Origin of the sequence: Mammaliicoccus lentus (assembly GCF_002902755.1) — a bacterium.
Classification (GTDB): Bacteria; Bacillota; Bacilli; order Staphylococcales; family Staphylococcaceae; genus Mammaliicoccus; species Mammaliicoccus lentus.
The window spans coordinates 1-21,123 of sequence record NZ_PPRS01000032.1 but is presented as its reverse complement, the minus strand read 5'-3'; the positions used below and the strand labels follow the sequence as shown (position 1 = coordinate 21,123).

Annotated in this window: 16 protein-coding genes; 5 read left to right on the top strand and 11 right to left on the bottom strand. The window is 27.5% G+C overall.

The genetic code is table 11. The features are described 5' to 3' along the window. Window positions 1-50: 50 nt before the first annotated feature. The 10 genes from CD135_RS09255 to CD135_RS09215 all read right to left on the bottom strand — a co-directional run bounded on the left by CD135_RS09255 (window position 51) and on the right by CD135_RS09215 (window position 15,900). Window positions 51-2,678 carry a glycosyltransferase gene (locus CD135_RS09255; protein ID WP_103269307.1) on the bottom strand — a complete coding sequence of 876 codons (2,628 nt, stop codon included), beginning with the start codon at window positions 2,676-2,678 and terminating at the stop codon, window positions 51-53. Beyond that, window positions 2,675-3,631: a hypothetical protein gene (locus CD135_RS09250; RefSeq protein WP_016999644.1), complete on the bottom strand. Its 957-nt coding sequence runs from the start codon at window positions 3,629-3,631 to the stop codon at window positions 2,675-2,677. The genes CD135_RS09255 and CD135_RS09250 overlap by 4 nt, the downstream gene beginning before the upstream one ends. Before the next feature lie 17 nt (window positions 3,632-3,648). Then, window positions 3,649-4,932 carry a nucleotide sugar dehydrogenase gene (locus tag CD135_RS09245; RefSeq protein ID WP_103269306.1) on the bottom strand — a complete coding sequence of 428 codons (1,284 nt, stop codon included), beginning with the start codon at window positions 4,930-4,932 and terminating at the stop codon, window positions 3,649-3,651. A gap of 197 nt (window positions 4,933-5,129) precedes the next feature. Beyond that, window positions 5,130-7,118, bottom strand: a complete 1,989-nt coding sequence (locus CD135_RS09240; protein ID WP_064205016.1) for an acyltransferase family protein — start codon at window positions 7,116-7,118, stop codon at window positions 5,130-5,132. Between the two features lie 195 nt (window positions 7,119-7,313). After that, window positions 7,314-8,186, bottom strand: a complete 873-nt coding sequence (galU, locus tag CD135_RS09235) for a UTP--glucose-1-phosphate uridylyltransferase GalU (RefSeq protein ID WP_064205015.1) — start codon at window positions 8,184-8,186, stop codon at window positions 7,314-7,316. A 29-nt stretch (window positions 8,187-8,215) separates the two neighbouring features. Beyond that, window positions 8,216-9,370: a glycosyltransferase gene (locus tag CD135_RS09230; RefSeq protein WP_103269305.1), complete on the bottom strand. Its 1,155-nt coding sequence runs from the start codon at window positions 9,368-9,370 to the stop codon at window positions 8,216-8,218. A 4-nt stretch (window positions 9,371-9,374) separates the two neighbouring features. Further along, complete coding sequence (locus CD135_RS09225) at window positions 9,375-11,048, bottom strand: CDP-glycerol glycerophosphotransferase family protein (RefSeq protein WP_103269304.1); 1,674 nt, start codon at window positions 11,046-11,048, stop codon at window positions 9,375-9,377. Window positions 11,049-11,220: 172 nt separating this feature from the next. Further along, complete coding sequence (locus CD135_RS09220) at window positions 11,221-14,076, bottom strand: CDP-glycerol glycerophosphotransferase family protein (RefSeq protein ID WP_338133587.1); 2,856 nt, start codon at window positions 14,074-14,076, stop codon at window positions 11,221-11,223. Window positions 14,077-14,102: 26 nt separating this feature from the next. Beyond that, window positions 14,103-14,417 carry a hypothetical protein gene (locus CD135_RS13305; protein ID WP_338133588.1) on the bottom strand — a complete coding sequence of 105 codons (315 nt, stop codon included), beginning with the start codon at window positions 14,415-14,417 and terminating at the stop codon, window positions 14,103-14,105. Window position 14,418: 1 nt separating this feature from the next. Further along, window positions 14,419-15,900: a CDP-glycerol glycerophosphotransferase family protein gene (locus tag CD135_RS09215; RefSeq protein WP_084819079.1), complete on the bottom strand. Its 1,482-nt coding sequence runs from the start codon at window positions 15,898-15,900 to the stop codon at window positions 14,419-14,421. A 241-nt stretch (window positions 15,901-16,141) separates the two neighbouring features. Here CD135_RS09215 and tagD point away from each other — a divergent pair, with 241 nt between their 5' ends. The 3 genes from tagD (at window position 16,142) to CD135_RS09200 (ending at window position 17,770) form a co-directional block, all read left to right on the top strand. Beyond that, on the top strand, window positions 16,142-16,534 hold the full coding sequence (gene tagD, locus CD135_RS09210; RefSeq protein WP_016999637.1) for a glycerol-3-phosphate cytidylyltransferase: 393 nt from the start codon (window positions 16,142-16,144) through the stop codon (window positions 16,532-16,534). An 82-nt stretch (window positions 16,535-16,616) separates the two neighbouring features. Next, on the top strand, window positions 16,617-16,841 hold the full coding sequence (locus CD135_RS09205; protein WP_070045544.1) for a hypothetical protein: 225 nt from the start codon (window positions 16,617-16,619) through the stop codon (window positions 16,839-16,841). 50 nt (window positions 16,842-16,891) lie between these two features. Next, complete coding sequence (locus CD135_RS09200; protein ID WP_070045543.1) at window positions 16,892-17,770, top strand: serine hydrolase domain-containing protein; 879 nt, start codon at window positions 16,892-16,894, stop codon at window positions 17,768-17,770. Window positions 17,771-17,839: 69 nt separating this feature from the next. Here the strand turns inward: CD135_RS09200 and CD135_RS09195 are convergent, their stop codons facing one another. Further along, a complete protein-coding gene (locus tag CD135_RS09195) occupies window positions 17,840-19,828 on the bottom strand; it encodes an acyltransferase family protein (protein WP_103269303.1) in 1,989 nt (662 codons plus the stop codon). 187 nt (window positions 19,829-20,015) lie between these two features. Between CD135_RS09195 and CD135_RS09190 the strand changes: the two genes are divergently transcribed. Both CD135_RS09190 and CD135_RS09185 read left to right on the top strand, forming a co-directional pair. Beyond that, a complete protein-coding gene (locus tag CD135_RS09190; RefSeq protein ID WP_103269302.1) occupies window positions 20,016-20,987 on the top strand; it encodes a glycosyltransferase family 2 protein in 972 nt (323 codons plus the stop codon). After that, on the top strand, window positions 20,947-21,123 hold a 177-nt coding region (locus CD135_RS09185; RefSeq protein ID WP_338141523.1), incomplete at its 3' end, for a GtrA family protein. The genes CD135_RS09190 and CD135_RS09185, both read left to right, overlap by 41 nt.

Here is a 21,123-nt window from a genome sequence, read left to right as displayed (position 1 = left end):
ATTGTTATATTTTTAATAGTTCTATCAATCATTTATTAAAAATGTAAAAACTATTGTATTTCTTTTTTTAAATTTTCTACATAATTGATTAAATCATTATCTTCTGGTCTCTTATATTGATCGTATAAAGCATAAATATCTAAAAATCGCTTTATAGCTTCTGTTCTTTCTTCAGGTTTTACTTTTTCTAATCGTGGTAAATACCACCCTTTAACGTAAAAATTAAATCTATTTTCTAAATAAGAATTCATTAAATCATGTTTTTCATAAAATGGTATTCTTTCAATTTCTAACGCATAATATTTTTCGAATAATTTTTTTGATACTGAATTTGTAACGGACCCTGTTACAGCAGCATAATACATATGAATAACATCTTTAACTGCTTTTACTTTGTTTGAATGTATCATCAATTCTTGGAAGAATAATGTATCCTGACCTGCAGCGCCTTCAATCATTTTAATATTATTATCTTTAATGATATCAGCTTTTATAATAAGAGCCTGTATACTTTGTGCTCTTAAACCACATTTTTTCATATATTTTTTAGGATCGTTAATTAATAATTTACCATCATTATATTTTGTTACAGTACCAGCATAGTTAAAAATAGCTCGACGTTTATTGTCTTCTTTTATAATATTTCCTATTACCATATCAACGTCTTTATTATTTTCGATTTCTTCTAATAATTTAGCATATCCATCGCCCGTCGCTTCATTATCTGGGTCAAGATAAGTAATGTATTTTGTAGAAGCTAATTCTGCACCTTTATTTCGTGGTCTAGAAGCACTTCCAGAACCATCCTCGTATGCATGATAAACAATCTCTGGAAATCGACGTCTTAATCTATCAATTATCGCAATTGTTTCTTTATCAGTACTTCCATCATTTACAAAAATAATCTCCATATTATTAAATATAGAAGAACGTCTTAAACTTCTCATACATTTATCTTCTAAATATGTACCATTATTATGAATTGGTACAATCACGCTTAATTTTTTCTGTTGATTATTTTGACCGTATAAAGAAGGCTTATAAATTTCTGACTGATCAAGGTTGTATCCATTATTTGTTTCTTTTACTTCTAAATTTGAATCGATAACATCTTTATGATACATTGTTAAATATTTATTTTGTACTTTTTCTATATATTGGTGTGGTTCAGATTGTTCATCTTTAGTAACAAAATCTACATCAACATATTTAAAAGCTGAAATTAAATCTTCTAAATAATACTCTTCATATTGTATTGAATCATTCATAAAGGTTATAAAGTCATACTTTTCTTGTTCAGCTATAGATTCATTTTGCTCAATTACATCAAAATTAACATTGAGTTGTCTTCTCAAAATTTCTTCCATCTCTGGTGTTTTTTTATCAACAACTACTAAGATTAACATTTCTTTTTGAGATGGTTTCTTATCGATATAGCTAAAGATTTCATCTAACCGGTGATAAGTTGTATGATTACGCATCACACTTCTAATACTTTTAGCTTGCATATCATTTAATTCATAATTTTTATAGCCATTCATAATAGTAGCAACGTCTGATTCATGATTTACCATGAATATATTCGGAAATTGGTTATTCACACCTACTGAGTAATTAGATAATATTAAATTACCAAATGCTTGCAATTCAAAAATTCGATTAGCAAACATTGTTTCTGAATATTTAACTGAGTTTACGTTTATAGCCCACCTATATATTTTATGTATCTTCATCAATTCTTCATGATCAATGGGCATTGTTAAAAATGGTATATACTTCGATGGGAACTGATAACGTTCTCTTCTTAAAGGTAAATTACGATCTATAATTGTTAAGTCATTATCATTTTTAATCAATTCATCAAACATTCTAGCTGATTCTTGATTTCTAACTGGATACTTTTTAGTCCAGCTACCGGCAAATATAACATCATTATTATACTTTTGATTATCCTCTTTTCGAGTATCAATAGGGTTATGATAATGAGGATTAACACCAAATTGTAAGACATGGACATTTTCATTGTTACAATAAGCTTTATAATCCTCTACGACTTCAGCTGCTGATGTTAAAATGACATCACATTCTGTTGCGATATCTTTATACAGATGGAAGTTAACAGGGTCTTCTTTAGAATAAAATACTACAGGAATATCCATGCTTTTAGCTTTGCGTATACCTTCCATTAACAGTTGTCTTTTCTCACCATTAACAGAAGCTAAACCCGTCCAGCTATCGTCTATTCCTTTCCAAGTAGTTGCTACAATTAAGACATCCATATCTTGATTTAAACCTTTAAATTCACTATTTATATAGACGATATTGCCAATATCTTTAAATGAATTATATAAAAATTCATCTGCTACTAAACCTACGTTATACTCAGACTTTTTAAATATTCTAGATTTATTAGAAGAGATAGATTGAGATAAATATTGTTTATGTTTTTCAAGAAAATCTAATTTTGATTCCACTGCTACTCTTTTATAATAATTTTGATGATTTGTATTATCTTTTACTTTCTTTAGTTTATATATTGCATGCATATAATCATTTTCAACAATTTCTAAAACTTCTTTTAATTGTTGTGTTTTGCTTTTATCATCAAAGTTTGTAAGTTCGTTTTTAGTGGTTTGAATTGGAAGGTTTTCTTTTTTTGTCGATTTATTTATGTTCATCTCGATCTCCTCCTATTTCTCCAAGTCCAGTATTTCGTTTGGATTTTACCTAATTTTGAATTTCTTAAGTTATGGTATAACTGCTCATATCTACCCATATCTCCAGAGTTATTTGTATGTTTATATTTTTGTAAAGCAATATTTTCTTTTATAAGTTTAGTTATAGCAACCTTTGATTCATTACGCTCATCTTCGATTCTAGTAATAATATCAAGATTTTCTAATTCTTTTTCTGTATATGATTCATATGAGTAATTTTCCAAATGGTTAAATAACGTTATATCCTCAAAATCTGATATGCTAATCCAATATTTCTTTTTTTTAATTATGATTCGTGCTGACTGGGCTCTTGTAAAAACTAGATCAACTTTTACATTTTCACAATTAATACTTTCGGAGAGTAAATCTAACGTTATAGACTTGTTCAACGAACTATCTTGATAAAATGTTGTTGATTGTTTAATTGCTGTATTAGTATTGCATACAATTGATCGATCAATATCTTTTGCATAAACAAAACCTGCAAACAATCCTTTATTAAACACCGCTTCTACTACTTCTCCTTCATATATATATAGTGCCCTAGATGAAAAGTTTTTCTCATTAAACAATAAATTATAATCGACTTTAAACCCTAATTCTCTATTTATTTGTGGTGCGTTAAAGTTAGATAAATCTACTCTAACTGTATCGAACGGTTTAGAAATCAATTTGATAGAATCTTTTAACTTAGTCCAACCTATCAAATTTGTACCTTGAGCTATTAAACCATATAAGTCGTCACCAATATGTTTTATTGAAATGACTTTCAATACTTTGTGTAAATATTGAGTTACTAAACCTACTGATATTTCTATATTATCAGCATCATAAACTTCTTGATTCTCTTTCTCTTTTAAAATTATTTGAAAACTTAATCCAGCATTAATATATGGATTATTTTTATCAATCATAATAGACCCCTCATTTTTTACTTATTGAATGAATATATATTTTCTTTACCAAAAGTATATAAATTACCGTAATTATAATATTGAGTATTATTAAAATCATTTTTAACGATATTTTTAGTATCAAATATAATTTTATCTCTCATACCTTCGAATTCATTATCTGTTAATGTTTTAAATTCAGAGTGATCGCTTAATATTAATACTAATGAAGCATCTTTCACTGCTTTTTGTACATCTTTTTCAACAAATGCCAACTCAACGTGAGGGTCATATGCTTCTATTTCTAAATCTGTTTCTTTTCTTAATTCATTGTATATATCAAACGCCGGAGATTCTCGTACATCATCTACATCTCCTTTATAAGTTAAACCAAATACAACAATTTTATTTCCATTTACTTCGTTCAATATTTTTTTAGATTCTTCTATAACGTATTGAGGCATTGAGCGATTAATCTTTCTACCTTCTTGAATTAAAGTAGTAGTTTCTGGGTCTTTCGCAATAATAAAGTAAGGATCCACCGCTAAACAATGACCGCCCACGCCTGGCCCTGGTAAATGAATATTTACTCTTGGATGTTTGTTAGCCATTTTGATAACTTCTAGTACGTTAATATCTAAGTTGTTACATACCATAGCGAGTTCATTTGCTAAAGCTATATTTAAGTCACGGTACGTATTTTCCATCAATTTACTCATTTCAGCAGTTTTAGCATTCGTTTCAATCATTTCTCCTTGAACAAATGTTCCATAAACTTTTTTACCTGCTTCAACACACTCAGGTGTCATACCACCTATAATTCTATTATTATGTACTAGTTCATGTAGTATTTTTCCAGGCAATACACGTTCTGGACAGTGTACTAAATATATATCTTCACCTATTGTAAAACCTTGACTTTCAAGGTACGGTTTCACATGATCGTCAGTTGTTCTAGGTGCTATTGTTGACTCGACTATTAAAGTATTACCTTTTTCTAAATAAGGTACGATTGATTTAACAGCGCTCATGACAAGCGTAATATCACAAGATTCATATTCGTCATTATTATTAGGTGTCGGTACTGCGATGATGAATGTATCTGCTCTTTCTGGTTCTAAACTTGCTTTAAATTTATCTTTTGCAAGAACTTCTTCATATACTTCTTGTAAACCTGGTTCTTCAATATGAATTTGTCCGTTATTTAATTTATCTACTGCTTCTTTATTGATATCTACACCAACTACATCTACACCATGCTTTGCAAACATAATTGAAGTTGGTAAACCAATATATCCAAGACCTATAGTTGTTAATTTCATATTATAACCATCCTTTAATAATAAATTGTTAAGCTATTACTTTTGTAATGTTAAATACATTGTAACGATTATAAAAGCAATAAACAGTCGATTAACAGATACTTAAGGAAGGGTTTACAGTCTTTTATCAAACTTTACAATTGCTAAACAATATAAAGTAAATAAATCACGAATATAAATAAAAAAGACTAGGAAAGTTAAGTCCCAGTCTTTTTTAAATATTTTTCTATATCTTCTTGAATTATCGGACCAAATGTTTTTGAATAAGTATTCGTCATGTGGCCTTTATCCATGTATACGACGACATTACCGATTACAGGTACGAATTGTCCGTTTTTCTTAAAGTATTTTGTATAATCTACATATTCTGTGTTTTTAGGTTTTTCTTTTAATTGATCCCATTTTGATGTTTTCGGCAATCTATTTTTTGCATTCATTTTTTTGATTGTTTCTTTTTCACCGACCTTTTCTAATGTTTCAGGTACATTAAATTCATATCTGGGATTATCTCTTATTGCTAAAATAGGCTTCTTAGTATCAGTTATGTTATTAAATTGTTCAATTTGTAATGGATCTACTTTACCATTTATATCTGAACTGACATCTGCAGTTGTTACAACTAAGTCGATATCTTGTTTCTCAATTTCTTTTATTAAATTCTTATTCCATTCTGTACAGTCTTTATCAGCATCATTTGTTGTAAGTACACATCCTGATTTAGTCATATTTAATACTCGATAATTTTTTTCTTTTGCTGCTTGTTGTAATGCGCCTAGCCAATGTTCAGCATGTGAACTTCCGACTAATGCGATTGTTTTATCATAATTTTCTTTTTCTCCATATTCTCCAACGAGTACTTTGGATTTACCAATTGCTTGATGCACTTTATCTTTAGATGAATCAGGTGTTTCATCTCGAATATCTGAAAAGTTTGGTATATGTTCACTTTCGTTGTTACCTTGCATTTTTTTATCTATGGCCATAGCTCCTGGATAAGTCTTACTTAATGCTTCTTTTTCTTTATCAAATGGAGAGTTTAAAATGATTACGTATAACGCTGCTAATACACATATATTTACCGCTAAACCTACTCCCATTTTTTTGAATGAATTTTTATCATTTTGATTTGTTCTAATAGGTTTTTCAATATAGCGTGTCATTAAATATGACAACAGCCATGATAGTATAATAATGCATATTCCTATAAAAACCCCTGGTCGATTATCATTATGATATTGATAAAACGATAAAATAACCCAATGCCATAAATATAAACCAAATGATAAACCACCAATTTTAACCATTGCTGGTGAACCTAAAAATCTTTTTACACCGAATTTAGTTTCGTGATTTCCTGAAACTAATATGAATACGGCACATAACATTGGCCATAAAGCGATATAACCAGGAAACATTGTAGATACGTCAAATAATATTCCTGTTAGTATAAGTCCAAATAGACCGACCCAACCGATTATACTCGCGATATATCTATTCACTTTAATTTTGGATAAATTAATTGCTAACAAACCACCTAAAGAAAATTCCCATACTCGTGTAAAAGTATGAAAATATGCCCACGGTTGGTTTACATGGGTTAAATAAATTGAATATATGAGAGATGTTACAAATATAGTCCCTAAAAATAAATTCATGATATTAATAATATTTAAGTTTTTCTTCTTTTTATATAACAAAAATATTGCGCTAAATAAAATAAACCAAATAATATAAAATTGACCTTGTATTGACATGGCCCAAAAATGTTCAACGGGTGTTTTCATCTGATCTTTATCTAAATAATCTGTACTAGATAAAGCGAGTTGCCAATTTTGATAATAAAATAAAGAAGCGAATATTTCTTTAATTGTTTTTCCTAAAATAGATTGTGGTAAAAAGAAAAAACTCAGAATTGCTGTAACACATATCACAGTTAATACCGAAGGGAATAAGCGCTTTATTAAACCTTTAATATAGGGTAAAAATTTAAATTCACCTTCTTTATTGTATCTTGAAATAATAGAGGTTGTGATTAGAAACCCTGAAACAACAAAGAAAACATCTACGCCTCCGGACACTTTACCAAACCATATATGATATATGGCAACGAGTAGAGCTGCAACTACTCTTAAACCTTCTATTTCTGGCCTGAATTTACGTTCTATGACAATCGGGTTATTAACCATATTCAAAACTCCTTAAAATATTATACAAAGGTAAGTATATCTTTAAGAAAATTGAATATAAAGGTTAATATATAAAATTTACAATATCTTAATACTAAATTAAAAATAGAACAAAATAAAAATATTTTTTCCTAACAAATATCAACAAAGCAATAAAAAAGTCCGAGACATTATTCATGTGCCGGACTTTTTTTATTATTTAATATCTAATGATTTAATAAATTCTTTAACATCTTCTGACATTTCATCGTTGTTTAATGCAAATTGAATTGTTGTTTTTACAAATCCAAGTTTCTCTCCAACATCATGACGTTCCCCTTCAAAATCATAAGCAAAAACTTGATCATCTTGGTTTAATCTTTCAATAGCATCAGTCAATTGGACTTCTCCACCTGCTCCTATTTCTTGATTTTCTAAGTAATCAAAAATATCGGGTGTTAATACATATCTACCCATTATAGCTAAGTTAGATGGTGCTGTCCCTTCAGCTGGCTTTTCAACAAACTTCTTTACTTCATACAATCTGTCTTTCGTTAAAATCGGGTCTACAATACCGTAACGGTGTGTATCTTTATAATCTACTTCTTGTACACCAATGACTGATTTACCTGTTTTATTGTATTGTGTTATAAGTTGTTCGATTGCTGGTACTTCTGACTCAACAATATCATCTCCTAATAGTACAGCAAATGGTTCCCCGCCTACAAATTGTTTAGCAGACCATATAGCATGACCTAATCCTTTTTGTTCTTTCTGTCTTACATAGAACATATTAGCTAAATTTGTAGCATGTTGAACTTTATGTAATAATTCATGTTTATCTTTTTCTTTCAGGTTAAGTTCTAGTTCTAACTGATTATCGAAGTGATCTTCAATCGCTCTTTTATGTTTACCAGTCACAATAATGATATCCTCTATACCTGCTCTTACCGCTTCTTCAACGATATATTGAATTGTTGGCTTATCTAATATTGGCAACATTTCCTTTGGCATTGCTTTTGTTGCTGGTAGAAATCTCGTTCCTAAACCTGCTGCTGGAATTATAGCTTTTTTAACCTTCTTAACCATAGTCATTCTCCTTTAACATCAATCAATAACTATTTTATCTCTTTTATAAATTGTGTATATATAATATTTTCGTCAAACTCTTTTACTTTTTGCTCAGCATGATTGATTATATTTTGTATATTTGAATCTTCATAGTTTTGCATAATATGAGTTAAACGATTGCTAAAACTTATTATATCATTTTTATCTATTAAATAGCCATTCACTTCATTATCTATAAGAAATTCTGGACCATAACAATCGTGAAATCCTATTACTACACTTTGTTGTAACATCGCTTCTAATATAACTAACCCGAAACCTTCAACTCTCGAAGGCACTGCAGTAATTTTACTTGTAGATAATACTTTAGATAATTCATTAGTTGTTTCTTTAATCTCTACAATATCTTCAATATTATATTCATTAATTTGTTTCAAGTATTGATTCTTTTCTTGACCTGATCCATATAAATGTAATTTATAATCCAAGTCTCTCATTGTTTGTTGTATATTATTGATACTTTCAATTAATAAATCGAAGCCCTTTTCATGTTCAAAACGTCCTGCCGCTACAATCAGATTTTCTTTTGGTATACTGTATTTATGTTCTTTTAATATATTAGGAACAATAATAGCAGGTGTATGTTTCAACTCTTGTTGATAATCCAATTGATCCTCACTCGTAAGCGTCGTGACAATATCTAAGTTTTCATATCCTTGAATTAAATCATCTTGATATGCTTCTTCATGAGCATGCAAATACATATGTTCCATACCTACTTTAAGAATGTTACGAGGGGCAAATTCTGCAACAAGTAAATTATAACTTGCCCTTGTACCTATAAGAACATCTGTATCAACACGTTTTATAGCTTTTATTAATTTCTTTTCAATATAACTTGAAAACTGATAAAATCCAGGTTCATATTTATTAATAACTTTTGGTCTTATAAATGATGTATATTTATTAATTCTATTCATTACTACATTTTGTATACCTTTAATTGACCTCTTATATTCTATTACAGGTATAATTTCAATTTGTTTATTTAAATTAAAGTATGGATTTGAAGCTGCTTTAAAAACAGAAATAATCTTAACTTTATGCCCTTTTTCACTTAGTACATTTGCTAAATTCGATATTGATTTAGTTGTACCGCCCATATGATAAATATTATGCACGATAAATGTAAAAGACTTCATGTCATCACCTATTTTTATTCATATGTTTATCAATTATACTTTGTATTGTTTCATATGAATGATTATTTTTATTAATATATTTGCTATTTACTTTAATATAATGTTGATTTGATATTGCTTCAAACATTTTATTAGATTCAAAATATTGATTTTGATTAACTGTATTAAATACTTCTTCATATAAGCCACGATGATATTTATACGATTCAAAGTCAGGTGTATATAAGTATACTTTCTTATCAATCGTCAATGCATCAAATATAATCGAAGAATAATCACTTATTAACATATCAGCAACAAGTATTAATTGCTGCGTTTCATAATCTAATGGATCAATATAATTTGTTTTTTTTATATTTTTATCTTCTATATGACATTTATAAATAATATTATAATGATCAGTAATTTCTTTTGGAAACTCCAATAAATATTGCTCTTCTTTATTATCTCTCCATGTAGGCACATATAATATCGTTTGTTTATGATTATTTAATTGTAAGTCTTCTTTTATTTGACTAATCAATTGGTTATCCTCATTATGCTCTATCAAAAATTGATTTCTTGGATATCCACTGCTTATTATTTTAGTTTCTTGCATAGGAAAAGCAGTATTGAATACTGAATTAATCTCTTTAGTATCAGTAATGAAATAGTTATGTTTAATCAACTTATTATATTTACGTGCTCTATAATTATATATATTTTTATTTTGATGAAGTTCATTACTATCTAAAAATAGCTTTTTAATTGGCGTACCATGCCACAATTGTATGATAGTGCCATTTGGTTTTAAACCGTCAGGTATATAGCTTTCTAGTACTAATACTTGTGCTTGTTCAATTAAGTTTTGAGTTTCAGAATGTTGGGGAGAAACAAAACTTTCACCTTGCTGTTCATCTGTAATGAAATATACAGTAAAGTTCGTATGATTTTTTATATATTCAAATAAATATTTAGAATTTCCTCTGTAGCCATAGTCAAATCCTAAAAATACAATATAAGGTTTAATAGCATCCTTATTTTTATGATATATATTAACTGCATTTTTCTGTTTCATTAATGATTGATGATGCATCTTCAAATAAATTTTATTAGGTAATTTGAAATACGAACGGTACATTACCTTATCTATCATTCTAGCATTATTAGGTAAAGTTGTATTCTTCCTATTAAATTGCGCCTTTTGATTGTTAAGTAATAACCATTTATTTAAATAAAAATGATTAACGTAATCATCATCTTCATAATTATTTAAATCTAAATAATTATTTGAAGATTTCTCATCAAAGTCGAAAATGACATGACCATTGATGAATATATTTTCTAATTCAACAACAGCTTTAACACATATATCAAGAAGGCTCGCCCACTCATGACGGTCAAGCAACCATTTCAAATCTTCTACTTTAAAAATAATATTCGGATATAGAACATTATTACTAAACCACTTATTCGCAGTTATTTTTTCATCTCCAAAATAACGACAATCATTTATGTAATAACCATTCACGGTAAAATCTACAACAGCAGAATAATTATCTAACTTTAAAGTTTCTAGAACATCTTTGTTAATTTTAGTAGTATTTTCTTTTAATATGACATGTGAAATATCAGAAGAAAGTTTATTAATTATTTCTATGATTTTTTCATCATTGTTCAATTCAATTATTTTAATCATATTACACCTCAACCTATTTCATACTTTTAATAAAATTGACTTACTCTTAACAATGAAACACTAACTAATGAAATAATACCTTTAATTAGATGCGAGTACAAACAGGTTATACGATACACACAATAAAAAGCAGAAAAAATTCAATCAATACGAATTTTTTCTGCTTTTATTTTTAAAATAATTTTTCTACAATTCGTTTTGCTGCATTACCTTTTTCAAATGGACAGAATTTGTCGTAGAATTTATCATATTTTTCTTGATAGTTTTTATTTATTGTTTCAATGTTTTTAATAGAATCAATTAAAGTTTCATTGTCTTTTAGCAATGGTCCGGGTGCTTCATCTTCAAAATTCATATAGAATCCTCTTAAGTTATCTTTATAATGATCTAAGTCATAAGTGAAAAATAGTAATGGCTTTCTTGTATTCGCAAAGTCAAACATTACTGATGAGTAATCAGTAATACATATATCACTGATTAAATATAAATCGCTAATTTCTTCGTAATCAGCAACATTATAAATAAAGTCTTCTAATGATTTATCTATAATTATTTTATTGCTAATTATGATATGAGGTCTTAGCAATAACACGTACTCGTCACCTAGTCGTTCTTTCATTTGATGTAAATCTAATTTTAAATTGATGAGATGTTTTTTAGCAGCAGAAACTTCATCATCTCTAAATGTTGGTGCATACAATATCACTTTTTTATCTTTTGGTATAGATAATTTTCGTTTAATTGTCTTTCTCTGTTCTTCTATTAATTTTTCATCTTGGTAGAATATATCATTTCTCGGATAACCCACTTCTAACATTTCTTTATTAAATCTAAATGCTGATTTAAAGCATTCTGTAGCATATGGACTTGGAGAAACTAAATAATCCCATTTAGAAACTGACTCATTAATACGATCAATATAACCTTCGTCTCTACCTTTAAACTCGTCTACATCGTTTAACATCTTCTTAAGTGGAGTACCATGCCACGTTTGAATAAATACAGTTTGTTTTTTCTTTTTAATGTAATAAGGGAAGTTTTGATTGTTTATCCAATATTTCGCAATCGATAAGTATCTATAATAGTCTGGGCTTAACCTTTTAACTGTAATGACATTTTCATCGTCAAATGGATAAATTTTATTTGTTACCCATACAATTTTGTATCCTTTGTCTAATTGCTTAATTTGATCATAAATCATTTTCGGACTATCCGTAACTTGTTTTCCTAAATTACTTTCAATTACGATTAGCTTTTCATCAATTTTTGCAAACTTCACTAAAAACTTATTCATATATGACATTGCATCAAAATATCGTTTGTTTTTTCTAAATCTCATAAATATATGTTGTGATAATATATCATATTTAAGTATATCTTTTATTTTATTTTTACGCTTAAAATCTTTTGCTGCTTGGTAAATTCTCTTAGAGTTATCAGTATCTTTATGTTCAATAAAATTATTAGCTTTTTTAATAATAGATGCTTCATTTACGAATTTATTATCAATATATTCTTTTGTCGCTGCTATTACATCTTCTGCTTCATCATATATTCTACCAGGTAATTCTTCATCTAAATCAAGATGCGATGGTAATTCACCTATAAATCTATCTCTATCAAATGGGTAATAAATGACTGGTTTTTCTAAAAAGCTAAAATCAAATGCTACACTCGAATAATCCGTAATCATTAATTTACTTTCTTTAATTAATAATTGTACATCTACTTCACCTTGTCTAATAACTGTAATGTAATCAGGTATATTAAATAAATCAACAAATGCTTGCATGTTTGGATGTAAACAGAAAATTATATCTATATTTTGTTTGTTTGTTATCTGTTCCCATTCTGGATTGTTTAATAAATCATTATAGTATTGTAGATAATCTGATTCTAATAAACTATTGATGTTAGTTATCCAATCTCTCCATGTCGGTATAATGAGTATTTGATTCTTTTGAGTTACATTATCCTTAAACAATTCATCAAATCTAGATAAGCCTGTTGATTTAATTTGGTAGTCATCAAATAATAAATCTCTATTTACAATTTGTTTCTCTCTTGGTGAACTTGTTATAAACATATCGATATTAAAGTCTTTTAACTGTTTACCATTAATCTGAGTTAAGTTTTTAGTACCTAGCACACCATGTTGCAAGAATATACGTTTGGCTCTGATGTTTTTGATATAATTTGCTTCGTGACTTGGGAACAACAACTCTGTATGATGCGTACTGCATATTATGTCAGCTTTAACCATTAATTCAAAATGCTCTTTTGATTTAAAGTATATGACGTTACCAAATGGTTCTACATTCTTTCTTTCTTCGGAATCTTTATCTATCACGTAATAAACTTCTTCATCTGGATGTTGAGTTCTCATATATTTAAAGAAATGATAACCATTATCTTGAGCTTTATAAGACTTTTCACCAACGATCCATATTTTATTTTTGTTAAATGCATTTTTTATTAAAGTTGGATAATCGTGCATTAATTTTTTATATGCATTGTAATCTTCGATGTCATATTCATTTATTCTAAATGATAAGTTTCTACCTTTCATTGTAAAGTAAGGTACTGCTGTTTTAATCTTATCATTTTGTTCTATTGATATTTCGCCTTTAGATAATCTCTCCACGAGTATTCTAGGATTACCTAATTTAACATCAATAGATTCTCTAAATTCTTGAACTTTAATTTCTAAAAATAAATCTATTATATCTTCAGAATCAAAATCGTTAAGTAAAAATTGTTTTAAGTCGTTAATAATGTCCACTTCAAAATCATAACTTATTGAATTTAAAGACTTATAGACATTAAATACCGTTGTATTTAATGGAACTTCTATTACATTTTCACTTAATCTTGATGTGATTAATAATTTTGCTTCTTTTAATGTTGAGTTTTGAAGCGAAAATTTCCCTTTTATAAATGCTCGTTTATTATTTATTGTAACTTTATCAATATGTCTTCTTGCAAAATAAGTCGAAAGTGGTAATTGAGGTTTTTTAGTAAATTGCAATACGCCATTTTTTGTTAAGTATGGTGTTAAAGTAGCCTCTTCATTAACAACTGATTCAAAGTTATAAATCTCGTAATCATATTTTTTACGTTTACTTTTTGAATAGATTGAGTAATACCATCTGTTTTTTCAAGTAAGAAAAAGATTGTTTCTCTATCGTATTTATCAAATACATTAAGAATTTCAAATAAGTTGATAACGAATTTGTTTTTTATTTCTGTTTGTTCAAAACTAATCTCATCAAACTCATTTTTTACATATACATTTTTAATATTATATATTGTTTGATCAAATTCTAATGTTAAAAGCTCTCCTACTTGATATATATTTAAAGTCTTCATATCAACGTAACCCCTTTTTTGTTTGTAGAGAAGCAATGATTTCATTACCAACTCTATTAGTTGCTTTACCATCATCTAAATAATTATATTTTTTATTAAAATTGATATATTTATCATCTAATGGAAGTGTTTCGTAATATTTATTTTCAATATATTTTATTAAGGCTTCGCTTTCTGTAAAAATCGGACCTGGTAACCCTTCTTCATACGGTGTATAAAATCCTCTAATATCATTTGCATACTCATCTTTGTCATATGCAAAAAATAAAATAGGATGTTTTAAATTAGCATAATCAAAATATACCGAAGAATAGTCTGTAATCAGTATATCACTCATTAAAAATAACTCGTTTATATCATTTGCATTTGATAAATCATAAATGTTGCTGTATTTATCTAACTCTAAATTTTCAGAAACTAAATAATGTGCTCGAATAATTAATATATATTCACCTCTAAGCTTTGAATTAAAATCTTCCAAATCTAATTTTAAGTTAAAGTTATACCGCCCTATTTCTTCTCGATCGTTATCTCTCCATGTAGGCGCATATAATATAATTTTTTTATCAGAAGGTATATTATGTTTTTTCTTCAATTCATTTATATAATTTTTATGATTGAAATTAATTAAGTCATCATTACGTGGGTAACCTAATGTTAAGATTTGATTATCTTTCAGCTTGAAAGCTGATTTAAATCTAGTCGTAGCAATTTCACTAGGTGATATTAAATAATCCCAACGCTCAGTTTCTTTCGTGAACCCATATAAATATTCTTCTAAAGTAACTTCCGGGATTGAGATAACATTTTGATCATTTGCTAATTTCTTCAAAGGTGTACCATGCCACGTTTGAATATAAATTTGATTAGGCTTCTTTTCTAATTGCGGAGATAATCTAATGTTAGATATCCATATTTTAGCTTTATTATACAATTTAAAATATTCTTTTGTATTTTTGTTTACCGTTTGAATATTTAACTTATTTAATTCATTTTTTAATTTCTCATCATCCACTACTACTATATGTTCATATCCTTTTAATTGGCTAGATAAATATTGATAGAGTTTTTTGGGAGAATCAGAGAATGCTTTTCCACTAAATGATTCATAAATAATTATGTTTTCTAGTTTCTGTGGAATGATCATTGCAGAATAATAATTCGATTTCAAAGAACTCAATAATTTTCTGATACGTGAGAATAAATAAGAAAAATAAAATTTGCCATGAATCATAGATTTAATTTCTAAATATTTAAAGATACTTTTCATTGGAGGTTGATATTCCATCTTATTTATTAATCGTATAAGTTGTCTTTCATTGTTAAGTATAAAATCATATTTATATGGAAAGAGAGGATTCAGTACTTTATCTAAATACGTATTTAACTTAATATTAACATTTTGGTTTATTTCATTCTTGTTATAAAATGCTATCGTTTCTCTAAAGGATTCTTCGGTCATTAAAAAAAATTTTTTGTCCATGCATACTCCTCTTATTTATGTTCAAACTGAATTTAGTATTTATATATATTATACACTTGTATCAAACACTATAAAACTAAATAACATGTAAATTCATCATTTTAAAATATAGGATTTATTCTATTTTATGTAATTTTATATTATTTAAAATTTTAACACTTATTTTTCAAAATATACAAATTGTTTACATAATTTTCTTTATGTATTAAGCTTTAATATATACTAAGCGAGGTGAAAAATAATGCGCAGAGTTATTACATATGGGACTTATGATTTATTACATTACGGTCACATTGAACTTTTGAGAAGAGCAAAGCAATATGGTGATTATTTAATCGTTGCTCTGTCTACTGATGAGTTTAATAAGCTAAAAAACAAAAAGTCTTACTATAATTACGAACAAAGAAAAATGATGCTTGAATCCATTAGATATGTTGACTTAGTTATCCCTGAGAACAATTGGGAACAAAAAGTTGATGATGTAAAAACTTTCAAAGTGGATACTTTCTTAATGGGTCATGATTGGGAAGGCGAATTTGACTTCTTAAAAGACGAATGCGAAGTTATTTATTTAAAAAGAACAGAAGGTATTTCAACTACTCAAATTAAAAAAGAATTATATGGCAACGAATAGAACACATTATGTGTTCTATTTTTAAAAGGAATATTGTAAAATATTAGAAGTAATGTATTTATAAGTAAAATAGGAGTAAGAAATGAAAAATATACTATTAATATTAATGAGTTTAATCATTGTAGCTTTAATTGTTTATATATCATTGAACATCAAATGTTCAAAAGTTGAGGAGCAACAATCAAAACCTATCGCTTCAACCCAAAAGAAAAAAACTGAAACAAAAGATAAAATAGCGTTACTAATAAAGAAAATTACAAACGAAAAGATGATGATCCAGTATATAAAGATGTCGATGCATACTTAAAATCAATAAACTTTAATGGAAATGTCATAATATATAGAAAAGATAATACAATGTTTTCAAAAGCATATGGTCAAAAAAACATAGAACATAATATACCTAATGATGAAAATTCAATGTATCTTATTGGTTCTGCAAACAAATTTTTAACTGGAATAATGCTAAGACAATTAGAAGATGAGGGTAAGATTAATATAAATGATAATGTTAATAAATATATACCTAACTTCCAGAATTACTATGCAATTACAGTTAGAGATTTAATGTTTCATCAAAGTGGTTTAGCTAAATTCTCACCTAATCCAAATAGTTTTGGTTTAGACAGTGCAATTGAAAGCATTAAACAAAAAGGTGTTTTACCAGAGAATTATCATCAATATAATTATAATGATGTCAATTACATAACAATTGCGAAAATAATAGAAGTTGCTACAAATAAATCTTTCGAACAGAATTTAAAAGAAAGAATTATTAAAAAGGCAGATTTACACTTTACTTCAAGGTATGATGATTTGAAACACGAAAAATATTTGGTGCGTGGCTATAAATCCCAGCCTGCTCAAAATATTCATACACCTACATATAATTTAGACAAATATGACGGCGCTGGTAATGTATATATGTCCACAAATGACATGACAAAGTTAATACAGGCCTTTAGAACAAATCAATTATTAAATAAATCAACTACCCAAAGTTTATTATCAGAAGATGGTAAAAATACCTATCCCAAACCTTATAGATATGGTTTTTATAAATTCGAACAGCATCAAAGAGTAAGAGGTATCTTTTTTGCTAATGATATAGTAGCTTATGCAAATAATAATTATATTATTACGTTAGCTTGTAATAAGCTTGATCAGCCTTACGATGGTAATACTGAAAAAGCATTAGAACATATTTTCACTAATATATTGAACCAACCAATATAATCATTTATAAAAAAACAGCAAAATTCTTTTATAGAATTTTGCTGTTTTTTTATAAATATTTAACATACTCTATTTTTTTACTACTTTTTTAATTTCATCACCTAAAATTGGTCCAAACGTTTCAGAATAAGTGTTCGTCATGTGGTCCATATCTCTGTATACTACAATATTACCTATTATCGGTCGGTATTTACCATTAACTTTAAAATATTCTGAAGGATCAAATTGTGGTAAATCTTTCTCTTCGTTAGATATCTGTTCCCAGAATGCCTCATCTAACTGTCTATTTCCTTTATTCATTCTCTCTATCGTATCTTTTTCACCATGTTTTTCTAATTCTTCAGATACATTAAAATCATATCTTGGAATATCTCTTATAGCCATTACTTCAATGCCATAGTTATTTTTAACTTTAAGCAGTTGATCTACCATCTGCTGTTGAATTTTTTCGCTTTCTGTATCCGAAGCTGTAACATGGCTTAAAACTAAATCAATATCATCAGCTTTTTCTAGATAATTTTCGACATTTTTCACCCAATCATCTTGCAATGTATTCTTTTTATATCCAGTTGAGAACCTTGTTCCAGACCTTGTAATATTTATGACTCTGTAGTCATTCTCTTCAGCTGCCTTTATAACAGCACCTAACCAATGCTCTGAATGTGAGCTTCCAACTAATGCAATAGTTGCTTTATAATCTTTTTGCTTACCATATTTACCTACTTTAACTTCAGATTTGCTCATACTTTGGTTACTATTATCCAAATGAGATTGTGGTAAATCATCAAAGACATTAGCAAATTCAGGTTTAGGTTTGTTTTCTTTAATTTTATCTTTATCTAAATTGATTGATAAAGCTCCTGGATAGTCTTTATTTGCAACTGCTTTCTTATCTTGTATTTTCACGTATTGATTGTGTGATACTAACCCAGTAATTAATAAGATATTAACAAGCGCGATATACCCTATACGTTTAAAAGCAAGTTTATTAAATTTTGCGTTCCTAATAGGTGTTTCAATATATTTTGTCGTTACAAAAGATAAAGCTATTGATAATAATATGATGAGCAAACCAGCTACAATTCCAGGATTTTCAGATATATTATATTTATAGAATGACAATAATACCCAATGCCATAAATATATACCAAATGATACTCCACCAAGTTTGATCATTATTGGCATAGATAAGAAGTTTTTCACGCCATATTTTGTTTCTTTATTGCCTGATAAAATTATAAGTAATGCGCAAGTCATTGGCCATAATGCAATGTAACCTGGAAACATAGTTGATACATCAAATAATGCACCTGTTAAAATAAGTCCTATTAAACCAATCCAACCTATAATTTCTGCAGCAATATTCGAGATTTTAATGCTGCTCAGATTTATACATAATAATCCACCTAAAGCAAATTCCCATACTCTAGTAAATGTAATGAAATAAGCTAATGGCTGATTTATGGCTGTTAAATAAACTGAATATATAAAAGAAACAATAAATAAAAATCCTAAGACAACATTGACCAATCTTTTACCATTGGATAAACCATATTTCTTAATAAGTAATAATATTCCTGAGAATAAAATAAACCAGATTATATAAAATTGACCTTGTATTGACATAGCCCAATAATGTTCAAATGGGCTCTTCATTTGGTTAGCATCTAAATAATCAGTGTTACTAATTGCGAGTTGCCAGTTTTGATAATAAAACATTGAAGAAAACGTCTCTTTAATTGTTTTATCAAATATTGTTGACGGTAAAAAGAATATACTAAGAATTAATACTACTAAAATAATAATAAAAGCTAATGGAAATAGCCTTTTCATTAACTTCGATATGTATGGCCAAAATTTAAATTCACCAGTTTTATTTATTGTAGAAATAATAGAAGTTGTAATCAAAAATCCAGAAACAACAAAAAATACGTCTACCCCACCAGAGACTTTACCAAACCAAATATGATATATGGCAACTAATAAAGCAGCCACTATTCTTAGTCCTTCAATTTCAGGACGGAATTTTCTCTCAATATCAATTATATTTTTGTCCATTATTTACTCCATGATTTTTTATAATTTAATATTGTAAATTATACCAAAAATATAACTATTGTAAAATTAATTTTAAAATAGTTAATTTTAAGAAATCTAGTTAATGATATACAAATAATTACATTTAAAGGATAAATAAATAATATATAATTAATACAAATTGTAACTTTATGGTTGGATGTCATATATGAAAATAAGAATTTTAATTCCTTGTTTTAATGAAGAAGCAATATTAACTCAAAGTTATCAACATATTACAAAGATTTTAGATAATGATTCTCGGAAAAATAATTATGAATACAATTTATTGTTTGTAGATGATGGTAGCAGTGATAGAACTATTGAACTTATAAAAAAACAAGCTGAAAAAGATAAACGTGTTGAGTATATTTCATTAAGTAAGAATTTTGGTAAAGAATCAGCTATGTTTGCGGGTTTAACTCATAGCCAAATCTATGATGCTGTCATAATTATTGATTGCGATTTGCAACATCCTCAAGAACTCATTCAAAAAATGATAGAAAAATTTAAAAATGGTGCTGATCAAGTTATTGCAAAAAGAGATCGCAGTGGAGAAAAAATCATACGTAAACTTTATACTAAACTTTATTATAAAGTTATAAATAAACTCGTTGATGTACCAATTGTAGATGGTATTGGTGACTTTAGATTATTAAGTAATAGAGTCATTCACTCTATAATCAAGCTGAATGAATCTCAAAGGTTTTCCAAAGGTATATTCTCGTGGGTAGGATATTCTCAAGAAATTATAAATTATAAAAACCGAGAACGTGTAGGTGGAACATCTAAATGGTCCTTTTTTAAATTGTTAGATTACGGAGTAGATGGCATTATTTCATTTAACAATAAACCATTAAGACTATTATTATATTTAGGTTTTCTAATATGTTTACTTAGCATTATTTATATTTCGTATCATTTTATAAATATTCTTATGCACGGAATAGACTTGCCTGGTTATTTCACCACTATTTTTGCTGTTTTATTTTTAGGCGGAGTTCAACTTATTTCAATCAGTATAATTGGTGAGTATGTAGGTAGAATCTATTATGAAGTTAAAGCAAGACCACACTATTTAATAAAAGATACAAACTTAAATGATTACGTTTATACAAAGGAAGTTATTAATGTTAAATAAGAAAAGTTATATTGAAATCATTAAATTTATATTTGTAGGTATCATCAATACTTTAAATGACTATATTATATATATTTTTTTATTAAACATTTTAACCGTTCATTATTTATTGAGTCATATAAGTGCTTTTATTATC